The organism is Actinoplanes sichuanensis (genome assembly GCF_033097365.1).
Classification (GTDB): domain Bacteria; phylum Actinomycetota; class Actinomycetes; order Mycobacteriales; family Micromonosporaceae; genus Actinoplanes; species Actinoplanes sichuanensis.
On the sequence record NZ_AP028461.1, the window covers coordinates 8,228,554 to 8,250,461 of the forward strand.

At 71.3% G+C, this 21,908-nt stretch carries 15 protein-coding genes; 6 read left to right on the top strand and 9 right to left on the bottom strand.

Annotation, left to right across the window (positions count from 1 at the left end; translation table 11 throughout):
* Window positions 1-217: 217 nt before the first annotated feature.
* From Q0Z83_RS37735 to Q0Z83_RS37755, 5 genes are all read right to left on the bottom strand, one after another.
* Window positions 218-943 (bottom strand): TIGR03936 family radical SAM-associated protein, encoded by a 726-nt coding sequence (locus Q0Z83_RS37735; protein ID WP_317797226.1) that lies wholly within the window; start codon window positions 941-943, stop codon window positions 218-220.
* Window positions 944-1,004: 61 nt separating this feature from the next.
* The gene (locus Q0Z83_RS37740; protein ID WP_317788105.1) at window positions 1,005-2,948 is read right to left on the bottom strand and encodes a TIGR03960 family B12-binding radical SAM protein; all 1,944 of its coding nucleotides are present in this window, start codon (window positions 2,946-2,948) and stop codon (window positions 1,005-1,007) included.
* Between the two features lie 20 nt (window positions 2,949-2,968).
* Window positions 2,969-3,313: an STAS domain-containing protein gene (locus tag Q0Z83_RS37745; RefSeq protein ID WP_317788106.1), complete on the bottom strand. Its 345-nt coding sequence runs from the start codon at window positions 3,311-3,313 to the stop codon at window positions 2,969-2,971.
* The gene (locus tag Q0Z83_RS37750; protein WP_317788107.1) at window positions 3,310-5,811 is read right to left on the bottom strand and encodes a SpoIIE family protein phosphatase; all 2,502 of its coding nucleotides are present in this window, start codon (window positions 5,809-5,811) and stop codon (window positions 3,310-3,312) included. The genes Q0Z83_RS37745 and Q0Z83_RS37750 overlap by 4 nt, the downstream gene beginning before the upstream one ends.
* A gap of 29 nt (window positions 5,812-5,840) precedes the next feature.
* Window positions 5,841-6,581: an alpha/beta fold hydrolase gene (locus tag Q0Z83_RS37755; RefSeq protein ID WP_317788108.1), complete on the bottom strand. Its 741-nt coding sequence runs from the start codon at window positions 6,579-6,581 to the stop codon at window positions 5,841-5,843.
* 332 nt (window positions 6,582-6,913) lie between these two features.
* Here Q0Z83_RS37755 and Q0Z83_RS37760 point away from each other — a divergent pair, with 332 nt between their 5' ends.
* Window positions 6,914-8,299 carry a hypothetical protein gene (locus Q0Z83_RS37760; RefSeq protein WP_317788109.1) on the top strand — a complete coding sequence of 462 codons (1,386 nt, stop codon included), beginning with the start codon at window positions 6,914-6,916 and terminating at the stop codon, window positions 8,297-8,299.
* 338 nt (window positions 8,300-8,637) lie between these two features.
* Here the strand turns inward: Q0Z83_RS37760 and Q0Z83_RS37765 are convergent, their stop codons facing one another.
* The 3 genes from Q0Z83_RS37765 to Q0Z83_RS37775 all read right to left on the bottom strand — a co-directional run bounded on the left by Q0Z83_RS37765 (window position 8,638) and on the right by Q0Z83_RS37775 (window position 14,348).
* Window positions 8,638-9,312 (bottom strand): lysophospholipid acyltransferase family protein, encoded by a 675-nt coding sequence (locus Q0Z83_RS37765; RefSeq protein ID WP_317788110.1) that lies wholly within the window; start codon window positions 9,310-9,312, stop codon window positions 8,638-8,640.
* A 135-nt stretch (window positions 9,313-9,447) separates the two neighbouring features.
* Window positions 9,448-12,564, bottom strand: coding sequence for an isoleucine--tRNA ligase (ileS, locus tag Q0Z83_RS37770; RefSeq protein WP_317788112.1), 3,117 nt, complete (start codon window positions 12,562-12,564; stop codon window positions 9,448-9,450).
* Window positions 12,565-12,821: 257 nt separating this feature from the next.
* The gene (locus Q0Z83_RS37775; protein WP_317788113.1) at window positions 12,822-14,348 is read right to left on the bottom strand and encodes an alkaline phosphatase D family protein; all 1,527 of its coding nucleotides are present in this window, start codon (window positions 14,346-14,348) and stop codon (window positions 12,822-12,824) included.
* Between the two features lie 59 nt (window positions 14,349-14,407).
* On the opposite strand from Q0Z83_RS37775, the gene Q0Z83_RS37780 reads away from it, so the two are divergent.
* The 4 genes from Q0Z83_RS37780 to Q0Z83_RS37795 are packed head-to-tail and all read left to right on the top strand — an operon-like array spanning window position 14,408 to window position 17,962.
* Window positions 14,408-15,406, top strand: coding sequence for an ArsR family transcriptional regulator (locus Q0Z83_RS37780; RefSeq protein WP_317788115.1), 999 nt, complete (start codon window positions 14,408-14,410; stop codon window positions 15,404-15,406).
* 29 nt (window positions 15,407-15,435) lie between these two features.
* Window positions 15,436-16,413: an ABC transporter ATP-binding protein gene (locus tag Q0Z83_RS37785; RefSeq protein WP_317788117.1), complete on the top strand. Its 978-nt coding sequence runs from the start codon at window positions 15,436-15,438 to the stop codon at window positions 16,411-16,413.
* On the top strand, window positions 16,410-17,180 hold the full coding sequence (locus Q0Z83_RS37790) for an ABC transporter permease (RefSeq protein WP_317788118.1): 771 nt from the start codon (window positions 16,410-16,412) through the stop codon (window positions 17,178-17,180). Before Q0Z83_RS37785 ends, Q0Z83_RS37790 begins: the two co-directional genes overlap by 4 nt.
* Window positions 17,177-17,962 carry an ABC transporter permease gene (locus Q0Z83_RS37795; protein WP_317788119.1) on the top strand — a complete coding sequence of 262 codons (786 nt, stop codon included), beginning with the start codon at window positions 17,177-17,179 and terminating at the stop codon, window positions 17,960-17,962. Before Q0Z83_RS37790 ends, Q0Z83_RS37795 begins: the two co-directional genes overlap by 4 nt.
* On the opposite strand, the gene ndk is transcribed toward Q0Z83_RS37795, so the two are convergent.
* Window positions 17,959-18,375 (bottom strand): nucleoside-diphosphate kinase, encoded by a 417-nt coding sequence (gene ndk / locus Q0Z83_RS37800; RefSeq protein WP_317788120.1) that lies wholly within the window; start codon window positions 18,373-18,375, stop codon window positions 17,959-17,961. The genes Q0Z83_RS37795 and ndk overlap by 4 nt on opposite strands.
* Before the next feature lie 144 nt (window positions 18,376-18,519).
* Between ndk and Q0Z83_RS37805 the strand changes: the two genes are divergently transcribed.
* Window positions 18,520-21,885: a VOC family protein gene (locus Q0Z83_RS37805; protein WP_317788121.1), complete on the top strand. Its 3,366-nt coding sequence runs from the start codon at window positions 18,520-18,522 to the stop codon at window positions 21,883-21,885.
* The last annotated feature ends 23 nt before the right edge of the window (window positions 21,886-21,908 follow it).

Consider the following 21,908-nt stretch of genomic DNA (forward strand, 5'->3'; position numbering starts at 1 on the left):
AGTTCTCGGCGACCCCGGGCGCGGGTGAGCGCTGCCACGCAGGGTCGCTGCAAAGTTTTTCGGGCCCGGCCTTCACAAGTCGGGCTTGCCGAAGTCTGCCAGTGAACTTGTCTCAACCTGGCATCAGCCGAAGACCACCGGTCCGTTGTCCGGCGCCGGGTGTTGCCGCCTCTCGCCACGTTGAAACAAGCTCGGCGAACGCCGACCGACCTCCCGGCTAGCGTTCTCCGATGCCGACGTCCACGCGATCCGCGTCCAACGGATCAGCGATCTCCCCCTGCGCGGTGAGTGTGCCCTGGGCCAGCCGGGTCACCCGTGGGGGCACCGGCGGCTCCAGGCCGGCCACCACGCGCAGGCCGGAGAGGACGTCATCGGGCCGCACGGCGGGAGTCACCTGCCGTACGACAAGGTCGATTATCGCACACGGTACCGCAACGGCCTCGGAAGGTAGGTCCGGCTCACCGGCGACCTCACACCGCGAGACGGCCGCCCGCGCGTCGAAACTGCGGCGGCCCTGTTTGGTCATGCGCTCGACCAGGACTTCCGAGGAGCCCAGGAACGCCTCCACGGCCTTCTCCGCCTCGGCGGTCCCGACGCCCGGCAGCTCCAGCCGCCAGTGGGAGGCGTCGATCCGGTCGGCCAGGCTGCCCGGGCCGGCGATCACCGCCTCCAGCACGTCCAGGCCCGGGGATAGCGCGGCGTCCAGGGCGACGCGCAGCTCCGCCGGGTCGACCGGTGCCTGCAGGCCGATCTCCAGGTACTCCGCCTCGCTGCCGACGCCGGTCGGGGCGGCGCTGGCGTACGAGATCTTGGGGTGTGGGGTGAAGCCCTGCGAGAAGGCGATCGGCACGTTCGCACGGCGCAGCGCCCGCTCGAAGGCGCGAGCGAAGTCACGGTGCGAGGTGAAACGCAGTGGGCCACGCTTCGCGTACCGGAGGCGGATCCGCTGGACGACCGGGGCCTGGCCGCCGACGGGCTGGTTCTTCGGGGGAATCGTCTATCTCCTAAGCGGGAACCCGCAGATTGTTCACGGGTGTCAGGGGCAGCAGCTTCTTGCCGGTCGGGCCGATCTGGATCTCGGTGTCCATCGACGGGCAGACGCCGCAGTCGAAGCACGGGGTCCAGCGGCAGTCGTCCTGCTCGTACTCGCTCTTCGAGTCCTGCCAGTCCTGCCAGAGCCAGTCCTTGTCGAGGCCGGAGTCCAGGTGGTCCCAGGGCAGGACCTCCAACTCCTCGCGCTCGCGGGTGGTGAACCAGTCCAGGTCCACCCCGAAGCCGGGCAGCACCTCGTCGGCGGCCTCGACCCACCGCGCGTACGAGAAGTGCTCGGACCAGCCGTCGAAGCGGCCGCCCTTCTCCCAGACCCGGCGGATGACCTGGCCGACCCGGCGGTCACCGCGGGACAGCAGGCCCTCGATCAGTGAGGGCTCGCCGTCGTGGTAGCGGAAACCGATCGCCCGGCCGAGCGAACGGTCGCTGTTGATCGCGTTCTTGAGCATCTTGAGCCGGCCGTCGATGGTCTCCGGCCGGTCCATCGGCGCCCACTGGAACGGGGTGTGCGGCTTGGGCACGAACCCGCCGATCGACACCGTGCAGCGGATGTCCTTGGTGCCGGCGGCCTCCCGACCGGCCCGGATCACCTCGTGCGCCATCTCGGCGATCTCCAGCACGTCCTCATCGGTCTCGCTGGGCAGGCCGCACATGAAGTACAGCTTGACCTGCCGCCAGCCGTTCGAGTACGCGGTGACGACCGTCCGGATCAGATCCTCCTTGGTCACCATCTTGTTGATGACCTTGCGGATCCGCTCCGAGCCGCCCTCCGGCGCGAAGGTGAGACCGGTGCGCCGCCCGTTGCGGGACAGCTCCTGGGCCAGATCGATGTTGAACGCGTCGACCCGGGTGGACGGCAGCGACAGCGAGACGTTGGTGTCCGCATACTGCTCGGCCAGGCCGGAGCACATGTCACCGATCTCCGAGTGGTCGGCGCTGGACAGCGAGAGCAGGCCGACCTCGCTGTAGCCGGAGAACTCCAGGCCCTCCTTGACCATCTGGCCGACCGTGGTGATCGACCGCTCCCGCACCGGGCGGGTGATCATGCCGGCCTGGCAGAACCGGCAGCCCCGGGTGCAGCCGCGGAAGATCTCCACCGCATAGCGCTCGTGCACCGTCTCGGCCAGCGGGACGAGCGGCTTCTTCGGGTACGGCCACGCGTCCAGATCCATCGTGGTCCGCTTGGCCACCCGGAACGGCACGTCCGGCCGGTTCGGCACGACACGCTGGATGCGGCCGTCGGGCAGGTAGTCGACGTCGTAGAACCGGGGCACGTAGATGCTCTCGGTCCGGGCCAGGCGCAGCAACAGCTCGTCACGCCCGCCGGGGCGGCCCTCCGCCTTCCACTCCCGGATGATCCCGGTGATCTCCAGGACCGCCTCCTCGCCGTCACCGAGCACGGCGGCGTCGATGAAGTCGGCGATCGGCTCCGGGTTGAAGCTGGCGTGCCCACCGGCCAGGACGATCGGGTGGGACTCGTCACGGTCGGCGCTGTCCAGCGGGATGCCGGCCAGGTCGAGCGCGCTGAGCATGTTGGTGTAGCCCAGCTCGGTGGCGAACGACAATCCGAACACGTCGAACGCCTTCACCGGCCGGTGCGCGTCGACGGTGAACTGGGGGACGCCGTTCTCCTTCATGAGCGCCTCGAGGTCCGGCCACACCGAATAGGTGCGCTCGGCGAGCACGTCCTCCTGCTCGTTGAGCACCTCGTAGAGGATCTGCACGCCCTGGTTGGGCAGGCCGACCTCGTAGGCGTCCGGATACATCAGAGCCCACCGGACGGTGGTCGCCTCCCAGTCCTTGACGACGGCACCGAGCTCGCCGCCCACATACTGGATCGGTTTGCTGACCCGGGGCAGCAGCTGCTCCAGCTGCGGGAAGACGGAACTCACGCTCATGGGTGTCCAGGGTACGCGGACTACCCGCCCAGTTCCGTCGCGGCCCGGTCCAGGTCGGTGGCGAGCAGGTCGGCCCGGAACGCGCAGAGCTGCAACGTCATCCGTGCGGCCCCACGCTCGCCGACGACCAGACGGATCGGTTTGCCCCGGTCGTCCAGGTCCCCGACGATGAAGTCGAGCAGCCGTACTCCGGCGCTGTCCAGGAACGAGACGGCGGTCAGGTCGATCAGCACGGCGCTGGCCGAGGTGGTCCGGGCCACGATGACCCGGCCGATGTCGTTGGCGTTGGCCAGGTCGATCTCACCCTTCAGGTGGACTAGATCGGCCACCCCACGACGGGAGAAACTCACCCACTGGTCGGTCATGCCTCACCCCGATGCCGGCGCATGATCACCGTCGTACCCTCCCCGGCCCGGTCGAAGGCCACCTCGTCCATCGACTCGTAGATCAGTTGCAGCCCGCGCCCACGGGCCTCGTCGTTGCCCGGGCCACGCCAGCGGCCCCGATCGCCGACCCGGACCTCCACCGTGCCGGGGCTGATCGTGGCGGCCACGTCGACCACACCGAACGGGTCGTCCTGGTAGCCGTGCTCGATCGAGTTGGCCACCGCCTCGGAGCAGGCCAGCAGCACCGCGTTCAGGCAGTCCGGGTCGACACCGTGCCCGGCCAACCAGCCGCGCATGTCGGCGCGGAGCAGCGCTATCTGCAACGGGTCGGCGCCGATCGAGCGTTCCAGCCGCTCCTCGGTGCCGAGCGTCAGGCAGAGCAGGCAGACGTCGTCGGAGTGGTCCCGGCCGACGAGCGTGTCGGCCAGCCCGGCGGTCAGGCCCTTGAGCGGGGCGTCGCGCACCCGGGCGTACTCCCGGGCCAGGATCTCGAAGCCACGGTCGATGCCCCGGCCGCGGCGCTCGATCAGGCCGTCGGTGTAGAGCAGCAGGCGGCTCCCGGCGGCCAGACGCATCCGGTGCTCGACCCGGCGGACGTCACCGGCCCGCGAGCCGAGCGGTGCCGACCGGGCCTGCAACAGGTACTCCGGCGAGCCGGCCGGCTCGTGCAACAGCGGCGGCAGATGCCCGGCGCAGGCGAACGCGATCTCGCTGCTGAGCAGATCCACCTCGGCGTAGACCAGGGTGGCCATCCGGGCCGAGTCGACCCGGTCACAGAACCGGTCCAGGCCCTCCAGCAGCCGGGCGGGCCCGTTCTCGGCCGAGGCCAGCGCCCGGATCGCGCTGCGCAGCTGACCCATCGTGGTGGCCGCCTCGATGCCCCGGCCGACCACGTCGCCGACCACCACTGCCAGCTTGTTCGCGGTGATCAGGAAGGCGTCGTACCAGTCGCCGCCGACCTCCATGTCCTGCGCCGCGGCCTGGTAGTGGGTCTCCACCACGAACCTCGGGTCGGTGCCCGGCACGTCGGCGGCGAGCAGGCTCCGTTGTAGGGTCCGGGCGATGGCCCGCTCCTGCTCGTAGAGGCGCGCGTTCTCACAGGCGAGAGCGGCCCGGTCGGCCAGGTCGATCAGGAACAACCGCTCGGCCTCGGCACCGCGACGGTCGGGCGCCATCCGCAGCGCCAGTGTGCCGAGCACCCGGCCGCGGACGATCAGCGGCAGCACCGTACAGCCCAGGCCGTCACCGTCGGTGGCGAAGACGGGCGCCGCGGTCTCGATCGCCTCGGCCGTCCGGGCCTCGATCCGGGCCGGGTCGGGCGCCGGGCCGCCGTGGTGCTCGACCAGGCCGGCCGGGCCCACCTGGAGCCGTACCAGCGCCCAGTCGGCGATCTCCGGCACCACCCGCTCGACCAGCCGGCGGGCCCGCTGGAGCAGGCGGTGCTCCTCGTCGAGCGCGCGGGTGGTCCGGGCCAGGAACGAGGCCCGCTCCTCGCGGTGGCGGGCGTCGTCGTAGAGGCGGGCCCGGTCCAACGCCTGACCGGCCTGCTGGCCGAGCAACCGGATGACCCGCAGCTCACCGTCGGTGAGCACACGCTCGTCACGGAAACTGAACGCCAGCACCCCGAGCACCGCCGGGCCGCCGTGCTCCTCGGCCGGCCCGGTGGTCAGCGGCAGCAGCACCACGGTGCCCCGGCCGGACTTGCGCATCGACTCGGCCAGGTCCGGGAAGTGTGCCTCGGCCTCGGCCAGGGTGCCGATCACGTGCAGGTCACCGCGCCGGGCCACCTCGGCCACCGCCCGGGTCGACGAGCGGGGCATGTCGTCCCAGTTGCCGGTGGTCGGGTCGGTCGAGGCCACCGCGACCAGCTGGTCCCGTTCCGCGTCGAGCAGGTAGATGCTGGTGCTGGTGGCTTGGAAGGCGGGCTCCGGAGCACGGACCACCGCCTCCGCGACCTCGGCCTCGGTAGGGGCCGCCGCCAGGTCGGCCACTATCTGCTGGAGAACCTGGACCCGCTGCTCGGACGCCTCGGCGGCCCGGCGGGCGGCCAGCAGCTCCCGCTCGTAGCTGCGCCGCTCGGTGGCGTTGAAGACCATCGTGCGGATGATCCGGGGTGACCCGGTCGGGCCCCGCTCCAGCACCGAGTTGACCAGGGTGGGCAGCCGGCGCTTGTCGACACCGACCACCTCCAGGGCGATCTCGTGCACCTCGCCCTGCATCGCCAGCAACGGCGCGTAATGGGTCTCGTGGTAGATCTGGTCACCCGGAGTCAGCAGGTCACGGAACCGTTTGTGACCGACCAGGTCGGCCCGGGCATACCCGGTCCACGTCAGGAACGTCTCGTTGACCCGGACGATGGTGCCGTCCGGAAGCGTCGTCAGGTAACCACACGGCGCATGTTCGTACAGGTCCTCGGGATCGTCGTCCCAGGGCAGTCGCAACTCCTGTGTCACGTCCGGCCCGCCAGATTCGCTCACGCCAATGCTCCGCCGATCATGCCCGCTGTCTACAACCAGGACTTGATGGCGTCAACCGTTTCCTCCGGCGCGCTCAGATTCGGACAGTGACCTGTCGCGTTGAGCGCCACGAACTTGCTGTCCGGTGTGTTCTGGTGGACGTACTCGCCGACCACGGTGGGCGCGATGACGTCGTCGGAGCACTGCAGGATCAGCGACGGGACCCGCAGGTTCGGCAGGTCGGCCCGGTTGTCGGAGAGGAACGTGACGCGGGCGAACTTCTTGGCGATCTCCGGGTCGGTCGCGCAGAAGCTGTTGGTCAGCTCCTCGCCCAACTCGGGACGCTCCGGGTTGCCCATGATGACCGGGGCCATCGCACTCGACCAGCCCAGGTAGTTGCTGTCCAGCGACTCCAGCAGCCCGTCGATGTCGGCCCGGGTGAAGCCGCCGACATAGCCGGCCGTCTCGTCGTCGATGTACCGCGGGGACGGGCCGACCATCACGATCCCGGCGAACCGCTCCGGCTCCCGGTTCGCGGCCAGCACGCCGATCATCGAGCTCACCGAGTGGCCGACGAGGATGACGTCGTGCAGGTCGTGCTCCCGGACGATGTCCAGGACGTCCTCGGCGTACCCGGCCAGGGAGCCGTGTCGTTCGTCCCGGTAGGCCGACAGGTCCGACCGCCCGTTGCCGACGTGATCGAACAGGACGATCCGGTGGGTGTCCTCGAACGCCGGGGTGACGAACCGCCACATGTTCTGGTCGCAGCCGTACCCGTGAGCGAACAGCATCGGCCGGCCGGACTCGGCGCCCGTGATCGTTACCGCGTTTCTCTCCGTCGTACCCATGCGATTCCGGCGCACCGCTGGAGACCGGCGCGCCCCTCCCTCCCGCAGCGAATGAGGTGTCGCGTGCCCGAGTGACCCCGGGCACTATCCGGCCCGTTGCGCCGGGTCGAAGCCAAGTCCGGGTAACCATACGACTCCGGAGCGTTTCGCACATCGCCCTCGTTGTCCGCCATTCATGTCCGGAGTCCGGATCCCGACCTCGCGTCCCACTGGCACACCGCGCCTAACCTGGGATGGGAGTGCTGCCTTCAGGCGCGCGGGAGGAGATCGAATCCATGGCCGACCAGCAGCCGGGTGACACCACCCCGGCCGCCGGAATGCCCGACCCCACCCGGTTCGCCGGATCCGGCGAACAGGCCACCGCTGATGTGCCCGGCTGGTGGAGCGGCGCGGCGCCGGTTCCCGAGACGGCTCCACGCCGATCCCTGTGGTCCCGCATGGTGGACCGGATCAACGGCGACGAGCCGGTCGACCCGGACGACGACCGCACCACGATCCCGGCCGTCGACCCATGGGCCGATCAGGACACTCCGGTCTGGCCGGACGCGTACACCACCCCGGCGGCACCGCTGCCCCCGACCCGGATCGAACAACCGGCGCCACGGGAGACACCGGCACCGCGCGAGAATCCGGCGCCGCGTGAGACGCCGGCACCGCGCGAAAATCCGGCGCCGACGGTGAACCCGACCCGGCTGGAGACCCCGGTGGCGCGGGAAGACCGGGCGAAAACGCCAGGCATCACGCCGTCATCCCTTCCGGCGCCCGGCACCTATCCCCCACCGGCCGGCGGCACCGGACTGCCTCCGTTGATCCCGCCGAAGATCCGCGCCTGGGGCCGCCGCGCCGCCGCGAGGAGTCAGCAGGCCGCGGCCGCCACCCCGGACCGGCTGCGTTCCCTGGGACAGCAGGCGACAGCGAAGGGCCAGCAGGTCGCCGCCGACGCCCCCGACCGCCTCCGGTCCCTGAGCCGGCAGGCCGCCGCGAAAGGCCGGCAGGCCGCCGGCGGTCCCGGCCGGTTGCGGCTGCTCAGCCGTCGGCCGAAGCCGTCCGGCCCGCCGCGGATCCCGGTTCAGCCGCGCACCCCGGCCCCGGTCGCCACACCGTGGACCCCGCCGAGGCCTCGCCGCCGCCGACGGTTCCGCCGGCTCGGCCTGTTCCTGGTGGTGGTCCTGGCCCTGGCCGGCGCCTACTGGTATGTGCCCGGCCTGCGCCAGTACCCGGTGACCGCCGCTCTGCCGGATTCGTTCTCCGACCTCAGCCTGCGCGACAACGCGGCCGGCCGCCGCGCCGCGCAACGCCTGGCCGACGAGTTGCAGGGTGCCGACGGCAGCACGTTCGCCGGCATCTACACCGACCCGCGCGGCAAACGGGTCACCGTCTTCGGCGTGACGGGCCTCCGCCTGACCCCGGACACCGACGTGGAAGCCCAGCTCAGCCGTCTGGCCGACTCCCTGAGCCTGAAGAACATCGAATCCTTCGACCTCGGCGAGTTCGGCGCACACCAGCGCTGCGGAACCGGCCGCCTCGACGACACCTCGGTGGTGGCCTGCACCTGGGCCGATCACGGCAGCCTGGCCACGGTCCTGCTGACCCGCCGGTCCCTGACCGACAGCGCCGACCTGGTGGCCCGCCTCCGAAAGGCGGTGCTGAGCCCGGCCTGACCGGTCACCGTCAAGGACAACCCCGATGCGGTACGGCCAGGCGCACCGCCTCGTGCCGATCCGCGACGCGGGCGGACCGTCCCGGCCGACAGCGCGACCGCCGGGCTGATGCGTCCGTCGGCCGTCATCGAGCGCCGCGGACCGACCGCACCGCCTCTTCGCCTGCGCCGTCGTCGGGCGTTACGGACCGACCGCAGACGACCGCACCGCCTCTTCGACCGCGCCCGTCGTCGGGCGTCGCGGGCCGGCCGGACGCCTCAGCCCGAAAGGCGCGCTGGGGCCGTGCGTGTCGCCCGCCTCGCGGGTCGGCACGAGGCGGGGCGGGTAGCCGTACGAGATTATTCTGACTCGTCGCGTTTCGGGGCGTAGCGCGGGATGTATTCCTGGCCGGTCAGTTTCTGGATCTCGGTCATCACGTAGTCGGTGAGCTCGCGCAGGGCCGAACGGTCGTCGGAGCGGCCGATCGTCTCGATGGGCTTGCCGAACTTGACCGAGATCACACCGCGTTCCAGCTTGGGCACCAGGCGGCCGATCGGCTGGACCTTGTCGGTGCCGGCCACGCCGACCGGGATGATCGGGACGCCGGCGGCGACGGCCAGGCGGGCGACGCCGGTGCGGCCGCGGTAGAGGCGGCCGTCCGGCGAGCGGGTGCCCTCCGGGTAGACGGCGATCAGGTCACCGCCCTGCAGCGCCGGGATGGCCGCGTCGAAAGCGGTCAGTGCGGCCCGGCCGCCCTCGCGCTCGACCCGGATGGCGCCCAGGCCCTCCATCAGCTTGCGGTTCAGGAACCCCTTGACGCCGGTGCCGGTGAAGTAGTCGGACTTGGCCCAGAAGGCCAGGTGACGAGGGACCACGGTGCCCAGGAGGAGTTCGTCGGCGACGGAGAGGTGATTGCCCGCGAAGATCGCGCCGCCGGTGTGCGGGATGTGCTCGATGCCCTCGACGTGCGGGCGCCAGCCGAGGTTCAGGGCCGTGCCGACCGTGGCTTTGGCGATCGAGTAGAGCAGGGGCACTTCCGTCCTCCGGGACGCATGGGGGGTGTGTGGTGCTGTGAGGTTAGCTGACAGTCGCCGGGAAGTACCTAGTGATCTTGGCCGAGCCCGGACGCCCGCCCACTTGAAGGCGAACATCCGGGCCAATCGGCTGAATCAGACGGCGGTGACCGTCACCACGACCTGCTCGCCGTCGCCCACCTCACCGGCGAAGCCGTCGGTCAGCTCGGCGAACTCGAGCGCAGTGGCGAGCGTCTCACCGGCGACGAAGTCCCGGAACGTCTCGACCGCGGCCCGGACCGCCGGCGACGCCGACAGCACGAGCGTGATGCGGTCACTGACGTCCAGGTCGGCGTCCCGGCGGGCCTGCTGCACGACGCGGATCACGTCGCGGGCCAGGCCCTCGGTGGCCAGTTCGGCGGTGACGACGGTGTCGAGGACCACGACACCACCACCGGCCGGCAGCGGCGCGGAGTTCTCCACGTCGGCGGCGACCAGCTTCAGCTCGTACTCCCCTTCGGCCAGAGTGACGCCGGCCGCGACCGGGGCACCGTCGACGAGCTCCCACTCACCGGACTTGACCGCCTTGATCACCTGCTGGACCTGCTTGCCGACCCGGGGGCCGAGGGCCCGCGGCACGACGGTCAGGACCTGCTGGCAGTACGCTGCGACGTCGTCGGTGAAGACCACGTCCTTGACGTTCACCTCGTCCTTGACCAGGTCACCGAGTCCGGTCAGCCGACTTCCGTCAGCCGTCGCCACGGTGAGCGACGCCAGCGGCAGCCGGACCCGCAGACCCTTCGCCTTGCGCAGCGACAGGGCGGCCGAGGCGACGTCCCGGATCGCGTCCATCGAGGCGACCAGCTCGTGGTCGGCCGGGAACGCGTCCGCCGAGGGCCAGTCGGTCAGGTGCACCGAACGGCCGCCGGTCAGGCCACGCCAGATCTCCTCGGTGGTCAGCGGCGCGAGCGGCGCCACCACCCGGGTGACCGTCTCCAGCACGGTGGCGAGGGTGTCGAACGCGTCCTCGTCGCCCTCCCAGAACCGGTCCCGCGAGCGGCGCACGTACCAGTTGGTCAGTGCGTCGAGGTAGCTGCGGACGCTCGCCGCCGCACCCGAGATGTCGTAGTCGTCCATCTGCCGTTGCACGTCGCTGACCAGCTCGCCGGTCTTGGCGAGGATGTACCGGTCGAGCAGGTGCTGGGAGTCGGTGCGCAGGCGGGCTTCGTGGCCTGAGGCGTTCGCGTACAGGCTGAAGAAGTACCAGACGTTCCAGAGCGGCAGCAGGACCTGGCGCACCGAGTCACGGATGGCCGGCTCGGTGACCGGCATGTCCCCACCCCGGAGCACCGGCGACGACATCAGCATCCAGCGCATGGCGTCCGAGCCGTACGTGTCGAACACCCGGTACACGTCCGGGTAGTTCCGCAGCGACTTGGACATCTTGCGCCCGTCCTCGCCCAGCAGGATGCCGTGGCTCAGGCAGTTACGGAACGCGGGCCGGTCGAACAGCGCCGTGGCCAGCACGTGCATGGTGTAGAACCAGCCGCGGGTCTGCCCGATGTACTCGACGATGAAGTCGCCCGGGTAGTGGTGCTCGAACCAGTCCTTGTTCTCGAACGGGTAGTGCACCTGGGCGAACGGCATCGACCCGGACTCGAACCAGCAGTCCAGTACCTCGGGGACACGGCGCATCGTCGACTGCCCGGTCGGGTCGTCCGGGTTGGGCCGGGTCAGCTCGTCCACGTACGGCCGGTGCAGGTCGGTGACCTTGACCCCGAAGTCGCGCTCCAACTCCTCGTAGGAACCGTAGACGTCGACGCGCGGGTACTGCGGGTCGTCCGACTTCCACACCGGGATCGGCGAGCCCCAGAACCGGTTCCGGGAGATCGACCAGTCACGGGCGTTGGCCAGCCACTTGCCGAACGAGCCGTCCTTGATGTGGTTCGGGGTCCAGTTGATCTGCTGGTTGAGCTCGACCATCCGGTCCCGGAACTTCGTCACCGCGACGAACCAGGACGACACCGCCTTGTAGACGAGCGGGGTGTCGCAGCGCCAGCAGTGCGGGTACGAGTGGACGTACGCGTCGTGGCGCAGCACCACGCCACGTTCCTTCAGCACGGCGATCACCGGCTTGTTCGCGTCGAAGACCTGCAGGCCCTGGAAGTCCGGGACCAGCGAGGTGAAACGGGTGTGCTCGTCGACGGTCACCACGGTCGGGATCCCGGCCGCGTTGCAGGCGTTCTGGTCGTCCTCACCGAAGGCCGGGGCCATGTGGACGACACCCGTACCGTCCTCGGTCGTGACGAAGTCGGCGCCGAGAACCTGGAAGGCGTTCTCCCCGGCAGGCTCCACGAGGAAGTCGAACAGCGGCGTGTACCGGCGGCCGACCAGGTCCGCGCCCTTGACCACGCCGACCTGCTGGTAGCCCTCCAGTTCCTTCGCATAGGCGCCGACCCGGCCCGCACCGACGATGAGTTTCTGCCCGCTCTCATCGGCCAGAACCGCGTAGTCGATGTCCGGGCCGACCGCGAGCGCCAGGTTCGACGGCAGCGTCCAGGGCGTCGTGGTCCAGACCGCGATGTCCTCGCCGGTGTCCAGACGGAAGCGAACCGTCAGGGCCGGGTCGGTCCGGTCCCGGTAGACGTCGTCCATCCGGGTCTCGGTGTTCGACAGCGGGGTCTCACAGCGCCAGCAGTACGCCAGAACCCGGAAACCCTCGTACACCAGGCCCTTGTCGTGCAGGGTCCGGAAGGCCCACATGACCGATTCCATGTACGCCGGGTCGAGGGTCTTGTAGTCGTTCTCGAAGTCCACCCACCGGGCCTGCCGGGTGACGTACTTCTCCCAGTCCTTGGTGTAGGCCAGCACCGACGCCCGGCAGGCCTCGTTGAACTTCTCGATGCCCAGGTCGACGATCTGCGCCTTGCTGGTGATGCCGAGCTGCTTCTCGGTCTCCACCTCGGCGGGCATGCCGTGGGTGTCCCAGCCGAACCGGCGCTCGACGTGCCTACCTCGCATCGTCTGGTAGCGCGGGACCAGGTCCTTCACGTACCCGGTGAAGAGGTGCCCGTAGTGCGGCAGGCCGTTGGCGAACGGCGGGCCGTCGTAGAAGACGTACTCGTTGGAGCCGTTCTCGCCGGCCGGATTGCGGTTGACGGACGCCTCGAACGTCTTGTCCTCGGCCCAGTGGTCGAGGACGGCACGCTCGACCGCGGGCAGATCCGGGCTCGCCGGAACGCCCGTGGCGTCGGTGTGTTTCGGGTAGGCCATTCTGGTGTTCCCCTCAAGCAGTTCACATGACGTGACTGCGAGGACGAGCTCGTAGTGAGCCCGCGGTACCACCTCGCTTGACGGGTTGACCCCGCCCGCTCATTCGCCGGATTGCCTGCGCGGTCCGGTGTCCGCCCGGTTCTACTGGGGCTGCCTCGGTGCGGCGACCCGTTCTTCCGGAGGCTCCCCGGTGATGGCCGGTTCAAAGCCTGCGTGCGGACAACGATACCGGCCACCCTCGGATTCCCTCATCCGCATTACCGCTCGGGGTGCAGCGTCCTCGACCAGAGCGCCGTACCGTCCCGATCGCGCAGGTGAACGGTCAGGTCACCGGACCCGCCGTCGATCTCCACCTCACCGAAATGCTGGAAGCCCAGGGCCGGCGAGGTGTTCGCGACCGGCGGGGCGTTGATGAAGACGGCCTCCGGCCCGAACGTGGCGTCCAGGACGTTCGGCCCGAAGGCGCCGGCGTGCGCGGGCCCGGAGACGAACTCCCAGAACGGGGTGAAGTCCGGCACCGCCGCCCGCGCCGGGTCGTAGTGGTGCGCGGCGGTGTAGTGCACGTCGGCGGTGAGGAAGACGATGTTGCTCACCCGGTGCCGGTGCGCGGCCCGCAGCACCTCGGCGAACTCCAGCTCACGGCCCTTCGGCGCGCCCGGGTCGCCCTGGGCCACGCCCTCCTGTGCGGTCGCGCCGTCCGGCACGACCAGGCCGAGCGGCAGGTCGGCGGCGATCACCTTCCAGACGGCCCGGCTGCGGCGCAGGCCCTCGATCAGCCATTCACGCTGCTCCCGGCCGAGCAGGCCACGGGACGGGTCGGCGTACGTGTTGCCGTCGTTGGGGTCCTTGACGGTACGCATGTCCAGCACGAACACGTCGAGCAGCGGGCCGTACGGGATCCGCCGGTGGATGGGCGCGGCGACGGCGCCGAGCGGAAGCCATTCGAGGTAGGCCTGCCGGGCCCGGGCCGCGAGGACGTCCACCCGCTTCTTGGTGTAGCGGACGTCGGTCAGGATCTCGCCCGGGTACCAGTTGTTGGTGACCTCGTGGTCGTCCCACTGGTTGATCTGCGGTACCTCCGCGGCGAACCGGCGGTAGTGCTCGTCCAACAGGTTGTAGGCGTACTGGCCGCGGAACTCGTCGAGGGTCTCGGCGACCTTCAGCTTCGCGTCGGTGAGCACGTTGCGCCACACCCGGCCGTCCGGGAGGGCCACGGTCTCGGTGAGCGGGCCGTCGGCGTACACCGTGTCCCCGCTGTGCAGCAGGAAGTCGGGCTGCCGCAGCCGCATCGACTCGAAGATCCGCATCCCGCCGAAGGCGGGGTCGATGCCCCAGCCCTGCCCGGCGACGTCACCGGTCCACAGGAACCGGATGTCGCGGCGACGGTCCGGCGCGGTGGTCAGCTCGCCGCTGATCGGGGCGCCGAACAGTCCGGGCCGGTCCAGGCTCTCCACCCGGACCCGGTAGAAGATCCGTTCGCCGGCGGGCAGGTTGCGCAACCGGACCTTGCCGGTGAAGTCGGTGGCCGGAGTGACGACCGGGCCGCGCAGCACCCGCGAGCCGCGGAAGTCGGGCCGCCGGCTGGTCTGCACCCAGAGCCGGCCGGGGCGGTCGGCCCGGCTCCAGACGACGGCCGAGTCCGCGGTGGCGTCGCCGCTCTGCACGCCGTGGGTGAGCCGCGGCCGGGTGCCGCCGGCGGAGAACGCGGGGGCTTCCAGGGCCAGGCCCGCGACGCCGCCGGCCATGCCGGCCCGCAGCAGATCACGCCGGGAGATCGAGGTCATACTGTGATACTTATCGATCGAAAATGGCGCTCTGGTGGCCGTTCCCTAAACTCCCTGGTGTGATCCGGATCGAGTTGGACGACCCGACGCTGTCGCGTACCCGGATCGCGATCAGCCCGCTGCTGGAGACGGTGTGCAGTCTCTGGCTGGTGGCCCGCGATCCGGCCGGGCTGCCGTGGCCGTTCGCCGACTGGGTGCGGCGGGCCCGCGACATCCCGCTGCCCGCACCCGCCCAGCTCTATCTGCACCTACCCCGGCGGATGCCCGACTTCGTCGCGCCGATACCGCTGACCTCGGCGCCGACCATCGAGGAGCAACTGGAGCTGCTGCGCCGTACCCCGGTCGAGGTGATCGACGCGCAGCTCGCCACCCACCAGCGGGACGGCCGGCTGCCCGAGCACCTGCGACCGTTCCGGGACGACCCGGAGACCGCCCTCGACCGGCTGGCCGACGGCCTGGCCACCTGGTGGGACGCGGCGGTGGCGCCGCGCTGGCCGGCCATGCGGGCCGCGCTGGACGAGGAGGTGCTGCTCCGGGCCCGGGCGCTGGCCGCCGACGGGCCGGACGCACTGCTCTCCCGGCTGCACGAGCGGATCATCTGGGAGCGGCCGGTGCTCACCCTGATCAAACGGCTGGACGCCGGGTTCACGGTGACCGGCAGCCGGGTCCTGCTGGTGCCACTGATCTTCTCGCGCGGCGGGATGCTGTGCTCGACCGACGATCCCGACACACAGATGGTCACCTACCAGTCCCGGGGCGCGGCGTTGCTGGCCGACAGCCCGGCCCCGGCGCCCGACGACCGGCTGGCCCTGCTGATCGGCCGGGGCCGGGCCACCGTGCTGCGCGCCCTGGTCACCCCGGCCACCACGACCGGGCTGGCGGCCGTGCTGGGCCTGGCGATGAGCACCGTCTCCGAGCACCTGGCCCATCTGCAGGCGGCCGGGGTGGTGCATCGGCGGCGGGCCGGGCGACGGGTCCTCTACGGCCTGGAACCGGCCGGTCTCGCTCTGGTGAACCTGCTGGGCGAGGATTCGGCCCGCACCGAATTCGTTTCCTGACATCGGCCGAGTTCTCTAGTTTTCCGGGCATGGAAAGCGACTACGCCATCGAGGCGGAGGGTCTGCGCCGCTCCTACCGGTCCCGGACCGGCTGGCTGCGGCCACGCCTGACTACGGTCGACGCGGTCCGCGGCGTGGACTTCACGGTTCGCCGCGGCGAGCTGTTCGGCCTGCTCGGACCGAACGGCGCCGGCAAGACCACCACCATCAAGATGCTCAACACCCTGCTCATCCCGACCGGCGGAACGGCCCGGATCTGCGGTTTCGACGTGGAAAGACAGACCCGGGAGGTACGACGGCGGATCGGGTACGTGTTCGGCGGTGACCGCGGCCTCTACGACCGTCTCTCCGCGCTGGACAATCTCCGTTACTTCGCCGAGTTGTACGGGGTGCCCGCCCGCGACCAGAAGCGGCGCATCGCCGAACTGCTCGACCTGGTCCGACTGGCCGGCCGAGAGCAGGAGCGGGTGGAGGGCTACTCGCGTGGCATGCGGCAGCGGCTGCACATCGCCCGTGGACTGCTGCACTCGCCCGAGGTGCTGTTCCTCGACGAGCCGTCGATCGGCGTCGACCCGGTCGCCGCCCGCGAGCTGCGCCAGACCGTGGCCAACCTGGCCGCCACCGGCACCACGGTGTTGTTGACCACCCACTACATGGCCGAGGCGGACGAGCTCTGCGACCGGATCGCGGTGATCGCCGACGGCCGGATCCAGGCTCTCGGGACACCGACCGAGCTGCGCAGCCGGGCCGACGGGCGCCGGGTCGTCGAGGTGGAGGCGTACGGCGTGCCGGACACCGCGCTGGCCGCGCTGCGGGACCTACCGGGCGTACGGGAGACCGCGGTCGAGACCCGCGGTTCGCTCCAGGTCCTGACCGTGCAGTCGGACGCACACGTGGACGTGCAGGGCGACGTGCTGCGCGAGCTGGCCGGGATCCGGCTGGGCCGGGTGGACAGCCGGGAACCGACCCTGGAGGACGCGTACGTGACGATCGTGAACGCGTCATGAGGACCCTGCGGATGCTCCTGATGGGCACCCTGATGCACGCCAAGCACCTCAGCCGGTCGCCGTTCGAGATCGCGATCTCGCTGGTCGTACCGGTGGTGCAGGCGGTACTCGCGGTCTACCTGTTCCGGTCCGGCGGCGAGCAGGACCGGCTGCTGCAGGCCGCGGTCGGCGCCGGGCTGATGGGCGTGTGGTCGTCGGTGCTCTTCGGCTCCGGCGGCGCCATCCAGAACCAGCGCTGGCAGGGCACCCTCGAAATGATCATGATGGCGCCGCGGCGGCCGGTCGTGGTGATCCTCCCGCTGACCATCGCCACCGGGATCACCGGCACCTACTCGCTGCTGGCCACCCTGATCTGGGGGCGGCTGCTGTTCGGCATCCGGCTCGACTTCGCGCACCCGGTCGCGTTCCCGATCGCCGCGGTCGTCTGCATCGTCGCGCTCGGCATGTTCGGGCTGCTGCTGGCCTCCACGTTCGTGCTGATGCGCAACGCCAACGCGCTCGCCAACGTCCTCGAATACCCGGTGTGGCTGGTCTCCGGCATGCTCGTGCCGCTGACCGTGCTTCCCGTCTGGACCGGCCCGATCGCCGCGGTGCTGCCCACCACGTGGGGTGCCCGCGCCCTGCACGAGGCCACCACCGGCGGACCGGTCTGGCCGTCGGTCGCGATGTGCCTGGTGATCAGCGGGATCTGCCTGGCTCTCGGCGCGGCCGCCCTCTCGGTCGTCGAGCGACGCGCCCGCGCCACCGCCACGTTGGCCCTGGCATGAGCGGGCTGCGTCTGGTGACGGTCGGCGGCATGATCGCCTACCGAGCCCTGTTCAACTGGACCCGCCCGGCGCTGTTCGTCGGCACCCTCTTCGTCGGGCCGCTGTTCCAGCTGCTCTTCTTCGCCTACCTGGGCCGGCAGCTGCGGGTCGGCGACGACCAGTTCTTCCTGGTCGGCAACGCGGTGCTGACCGCCTCGCTGGCCTGTGTGTTCGGCGGGACCATGGCGGTCGCCAACGAACGCCGCTTCGGCACGCTGGGCCACGTTCTGCTGTCGCCACGCAGCCGCACCGCGATCTTCTGGGGACGCGTTCTGCCGTACGCCGGAAACGGGCTCTTGATCTCGGTCTTCACGCTGACCGTGGCGTCACTGATGCTCGGCCTGCGGATCCCGCCCACCGCACTGCCCGGTCTCGCGCTGGCGATGGCGGCCGGCTCGCTGGCCTGTGGCTTCTTCGGGCTGACGCTCGGCACGCTGGGCCTGCGGTTCCGCGACGTCTTCGTCATCTCGAACGTCGCGGTGGCCGTCCTCCTGCTGCTCACCGGGGTGAACGTGCCGCCCGGCAACCTCCCACCGTGGATGGTCACCGTCGGGCAGGGCCTGCCGATCACGCACGCGGCGGAAGCGGCCCGCATGCTCGCCGCCGGGCGCGGCCTCGACGCGGCCGCGCCCGTGATCGGGCAGGAACTGCTGGTCGGAGCGGTCTACGCGGTCGTGGCCGCGGTGCTGCTCAAGTTCTTCGAGGCCGAGTCCCGGCGCCGGGCCAGCCTGGACACGCTTTAGAGCTTGGGGAACCAGAGGGCCAGCTCGCGCTCGGCACTCTCCGGCGAATCGGAGGCGTGCACCAGGTTCTCCCGGTTGGAGAGAGACAGGTCACCACGGATCGTGCCGGCGGCCGCCTTGCGGCCGTCGGTCGCGCCGATCATCGCGCGGACCACCTCGATCACCGAGTCACCGGTGAGGACCAGGGCGGCCAGCGGGCCACTGGTCATGAACTCCTTGAGCGGCGGGTAGAACGCCTTGTCCACATGCTCGGCATAGTGGGCGTCGGCCAGCGACTCGTCCATCGTGCGCAACTCCAGCGCCTCGACGATCAGGCCCTTACGCTCGAAACGGGACAGAATCTCGCCGAGCAGGCCGCGGCGCACCGCGTCCGGCTTGATCAGGACGAGCGAACGCTCGGTGGTGCTGGACACGCAGTTCCTCCGTTACAAGGGCAGACACGCGGGGGTTCAGCCTATCGGTACCGGGAACCAGGCGAGCGGCGATGTCCGGACTGCCGCACTTTCGCGGACGCACCGCCGGGTCATAACCTGACGGGAACTACCGGGAGGTCCACAGTGGCAAACCAGACCGGCCGACCCATCGCCCCGGCGCGCAAGCTGGTGGCGTGGATCATCGGCACGATTGCGGCCTTCGTGATCGCGCTCGGTCTCGGCATGTCCAGTTCACCGGTCGCGTTCTTCGGGGTGGCGGTCCTGGCCATAGCCGTAGCGGTGGCCTTCATGCCGGCACCGCGTCGGGGCGGGCGCGCCACCGTGGCCGGCTCCGCCGAGGTCCGCTCGATCACGGCACCCCCGGTCGCCGGCGCCTACGGCCGCGCCACGATCCAGCTGGTCGTGGTCGCCCCCGGGCTCGGCGCGTTCGAGAGCACGGTCCGCGAGCCGCGCATCCCGGTCGAGAAATGGCCGCTGCCCGGCGACACCGTGCCCATCACCGTCGACGTCGACGACACCCGTCGGGTGCGGGTGAGCTGGCGTGACGCCCCCAACCGGGTCGAGGGCGACGATCCGCCGCCACCACCGCAGCCGGCCGGCCGTAACGACGCCGACGACCTCGACGACGAGGTATTCGGCACCGTCGACGAGCCGTGGCAGGGCCGTGACGAGGACTGGGACGTCGACTCGGACGGGCCCGGGCCGTCGTCCGGCCCGCGGGGCACCACGACCTACGCCCGGCGCACCGGCACGCCCGTGGTGGTCCGCGAGACCGCCGCCGGGACCATCGTCGAGGGCCAGGTCGTCGACACCGACGAGGAGCCGTCGCCGCTGCCCCGGCGGGCCCGCCCGCTGCAGCCGGAGACGGCCGCGTACGCCACCGAGACCACCGAGGAGCCGCTCCGGGCGGCGACCGACCCGGAGGACGAGGCCGACTGGTCCGATCCGGAGCCGCCCTGGCGTTCCCCCGACGCCGGCCCGGCCGCCGCCGACCGCGATCCCACGCCCGACCTCGATCCGGAGCCTGACCGCGACCTGGCGCCCGACCGCGATCCGGCGCCCGATCCGGATCCCACTCCCGACCTCGATCCGGAGCCCGATCTGGATCCGGCGCCCGACCTCGATCCCGACCCCGGCCTGGGTCGGTCCGGGCCGGCACCCGCGTCCACGAGCGCCGCCTCGGCCGCATTCCACTCGGCGCCCTCCGGCACGGATTCCGCTCGCCCGGCCTCGCCCGAGGGTGGCTCCGCACGCACGGTCTCCGCTGAGGGCGGCTCCGCACGCACGGTCTCCTCCGACGCGGGCTCGTTCGATACGGCTACCCCGCAGACCCCGACCGCGGCGTCACCCGCGTCCGCCTTCGTCTCCGCGCCCCAGGGCGACCCACCGGCTTCCGGCCCCCGGCCCGGCCCGGCCTCCGGCCGCGCGCCGGGCACCCGCCCCAGCCCACGCCCGCGAAGCGCCTCAACCACCGCGACAGTCGAAAAAGACTCCCCATTCGGTACGGCCGAAGCCGCCCCGACCGCAACCACGACCACCGCCACCCAGACGGCCGGCACGGTGCCCCCGGCCCAGCGAACGTCCACCGAGTCCCACCCGACCCCGGCCACCGACGACATCGACATCGACCTGGACGGCCCACCCACCGCGACCACGGGAATCCCCACGCAGGGCACTCACGGCCGCCTCCGGGAGCCCACCGACCGCACGGCCCGCTCCGGTCCCGCGGCGGACACCTCGGAGCCCGCTCCCGACCTCCAGGCCGAGGCCCCCGCCCAGCCGGACACCGCAGCCCCCGCCCAGCCGGACACCGCAGCCCGCGCCGAGGCACCAGCCGACCCGGTCACCTCCACGAGCCGCGCAACCGGCCACCCCGAGGCGCGCCCCACCAGCCCGGCTACCCCGGTCTCCCCCGCCGGCCGCCCCACCGACCCGATCTCACCCGCCGGGCGCCCCACCGACCCGATCTCACCCGCCGGGCGTACCAGTGGGCCGCTCTCTTCCGCGGGCCGCACCACCGACCCGATCGATCCGGTGTCGCCGGCCGGCCGGTCGACACGGGGCAGCGGTTACGGTCCTGGGCTGACCCCGCCGCCGTCTCCCGTGGCACGCCGGTCCGACGCGCCCACACCGCCGCCCCCGCCGGTGGCGCGTCCCACCCATGCCGAAGCCCCGCCACCACCGCCTGCCTGGGCGACCCGCCCGACCGCCACCCGGGAACAAAATGCCTGGGCCCGCCCGTCAACCCCGACCGCTCAGCCCGCACCACCGCCCTCACCGGCCCCGGCACCCCGCTCACCGGCCTCCGCGGACGAACGCTGGGCCGCCCCGAGCCGCCCGGCTCCGCCGACCCCGCAACCGACCGCAAGGCCCGAGCCGACGCCGACCGGATCGGCGTGGGCGCAGCCCGCACCGGCCCGGACCGCCGATGACGAGCCGCGCCGGGCACCGGCCTCGAATGTCCCGCCGGACGTCGAGACCCGCCCGCTGGGCAGCCGGACCCGTTTCTTCGCCCAGCCCGGCGAGGACACCGAGGAGTTCGTGACGGAGGACGCCGAGCAGGCCCGCACCCAGCCCTACCCGGCACAGCCACGCCCCGAGCCCACCCCGGCCTCGGCGAACTCGACTCCGTCCCCGGTCGCGCCGCCGCCGACCGCACCCGAGCCGGATCGCCCGTTCCCGAGCGCCCCGGCACCGGCCACCCCGCGCGCCACGGACCCGCGACCCCGTATCGACCAGATCGACATCCCGCTCGACAACTTCCCGTTGCGCGGTCACAACCTGCCGATCGACACGAACCCGGAACCGGCTCCGGAGACCGCCCCACAGACGGCCGCCGCCCGCGCGGACGGCATCGTGGCGCCTCCGGTCGAGGAGACGCCACGCCCGTCAGCGCTACGTGACGGCATCCTCGGGGTGGCGGTGGGCCGGGCAGCGGTCTCCCCAGACGCCTTCCCGGCACCAAAGGACGACGCCTCGGCACCGAAGGACGACGGACCGGCACCGGAGCAGGAACCGGCCACCGAGAAGCGGTCCGGGCCGTGGGGCGACTTCAACGGCCGCCCCGACGAGCACGCCGGTGACGTGATCACCGGTTACCCGAGCGCGCGGCCTGCCGGTTCGATCCACGGGGTCGGCATCACGGTGCTGGTCACCGACCTGGATCGGTCGACCGAGTTCTACCGGGACGTCCTCGGCTTCCACGAGATCGACAACGGCGACGGCAGTGCGGTGTTGGCCTCCGGAGACACCCGGCTGGTACTGCGGACCGTGCACAACCTGACGTCCGAGGCAGGCCGCCTGATCTACCTCAATCTGGAGGTCGGCGACATCGAGGCGGTCCACTCCGAGTTGCGGGAGAAGGGTGTCAAGTTCATCCACTCCCCGCGTCCGGTGAATCGCGGCGACAAGCTGGAACTGTGGTCGGCGACGTTCCGCGACCCGGACAACCACAACATCGCGATAACACAATGGCGGGCGATTCGATGAAAAAAGGCGGCCGGGAAACCGGC

Coding starts and splice junctions, on each gene's coding strand:
- Q0Z83_RS37740 (WP_317788105.1), bottom strand. CDS start 2,948: ATGAGCGTGAGTTCCGTCTTCCCGCAGCTGGAGCAGCTGCTGCCCCGG.
- Q0Z83_RS37745 (WP_317788106.1), bottom strand. CDS start 3,313: ATGACCGACCAGTGGGTGAGTTTCTCCCGTCGTGGGGTGGCCGATCTA.
- Q0Z83_RS37755 (WP_317788108.1), bottom strand. CDS start 6,581: ATGCTGTTCGCTCACGGGTACGGCTGCGACCAGAACATGTGGCGGTTC.
- Q0Z83_RS37760 (WP_317788109.1), top strand. CDS start 6,914: ATGGCCGACCAGCAGCCGGGTGACACCACCCCGGCCGCCGGAATGCCC.
- ileS (WP_317788112.1), bottom strand. CDS start 12,564: ATGGCCTACCCGAAACACACCGACGCCACGGGCGTTCCGGCGAGCCCG.
- Q0Z83_RS37775 (WP_317788113.1), bottom strand. CDS start 14,348: ATGACCTCGATCTCCCGGCGTGATCTGCTGCGGGCCGGCATGGCCGGC.
- Q0Z83_RS37785 (WP_317788117.1), top strand. CDS start 15,436: ATGGAAAGCGACTACGCCATCGAGGCGGAGGGTCTGCGCCGCTCCTAC.
- Q0Z83_RS37790 (WP_317788118.1), top strand. CDS start 16,410: ATGAGGACCCTGCGGATGCTCCTGATGGGCACCCTGATGCACGCCAAG.
- Q0Z83_RS37795 (WP_317788119.1), top strand. CDS start 17,177: ATGAGCGGGCTGCGTCTGGTGACGGTCGGCGGCATGATCGCCTACCGA.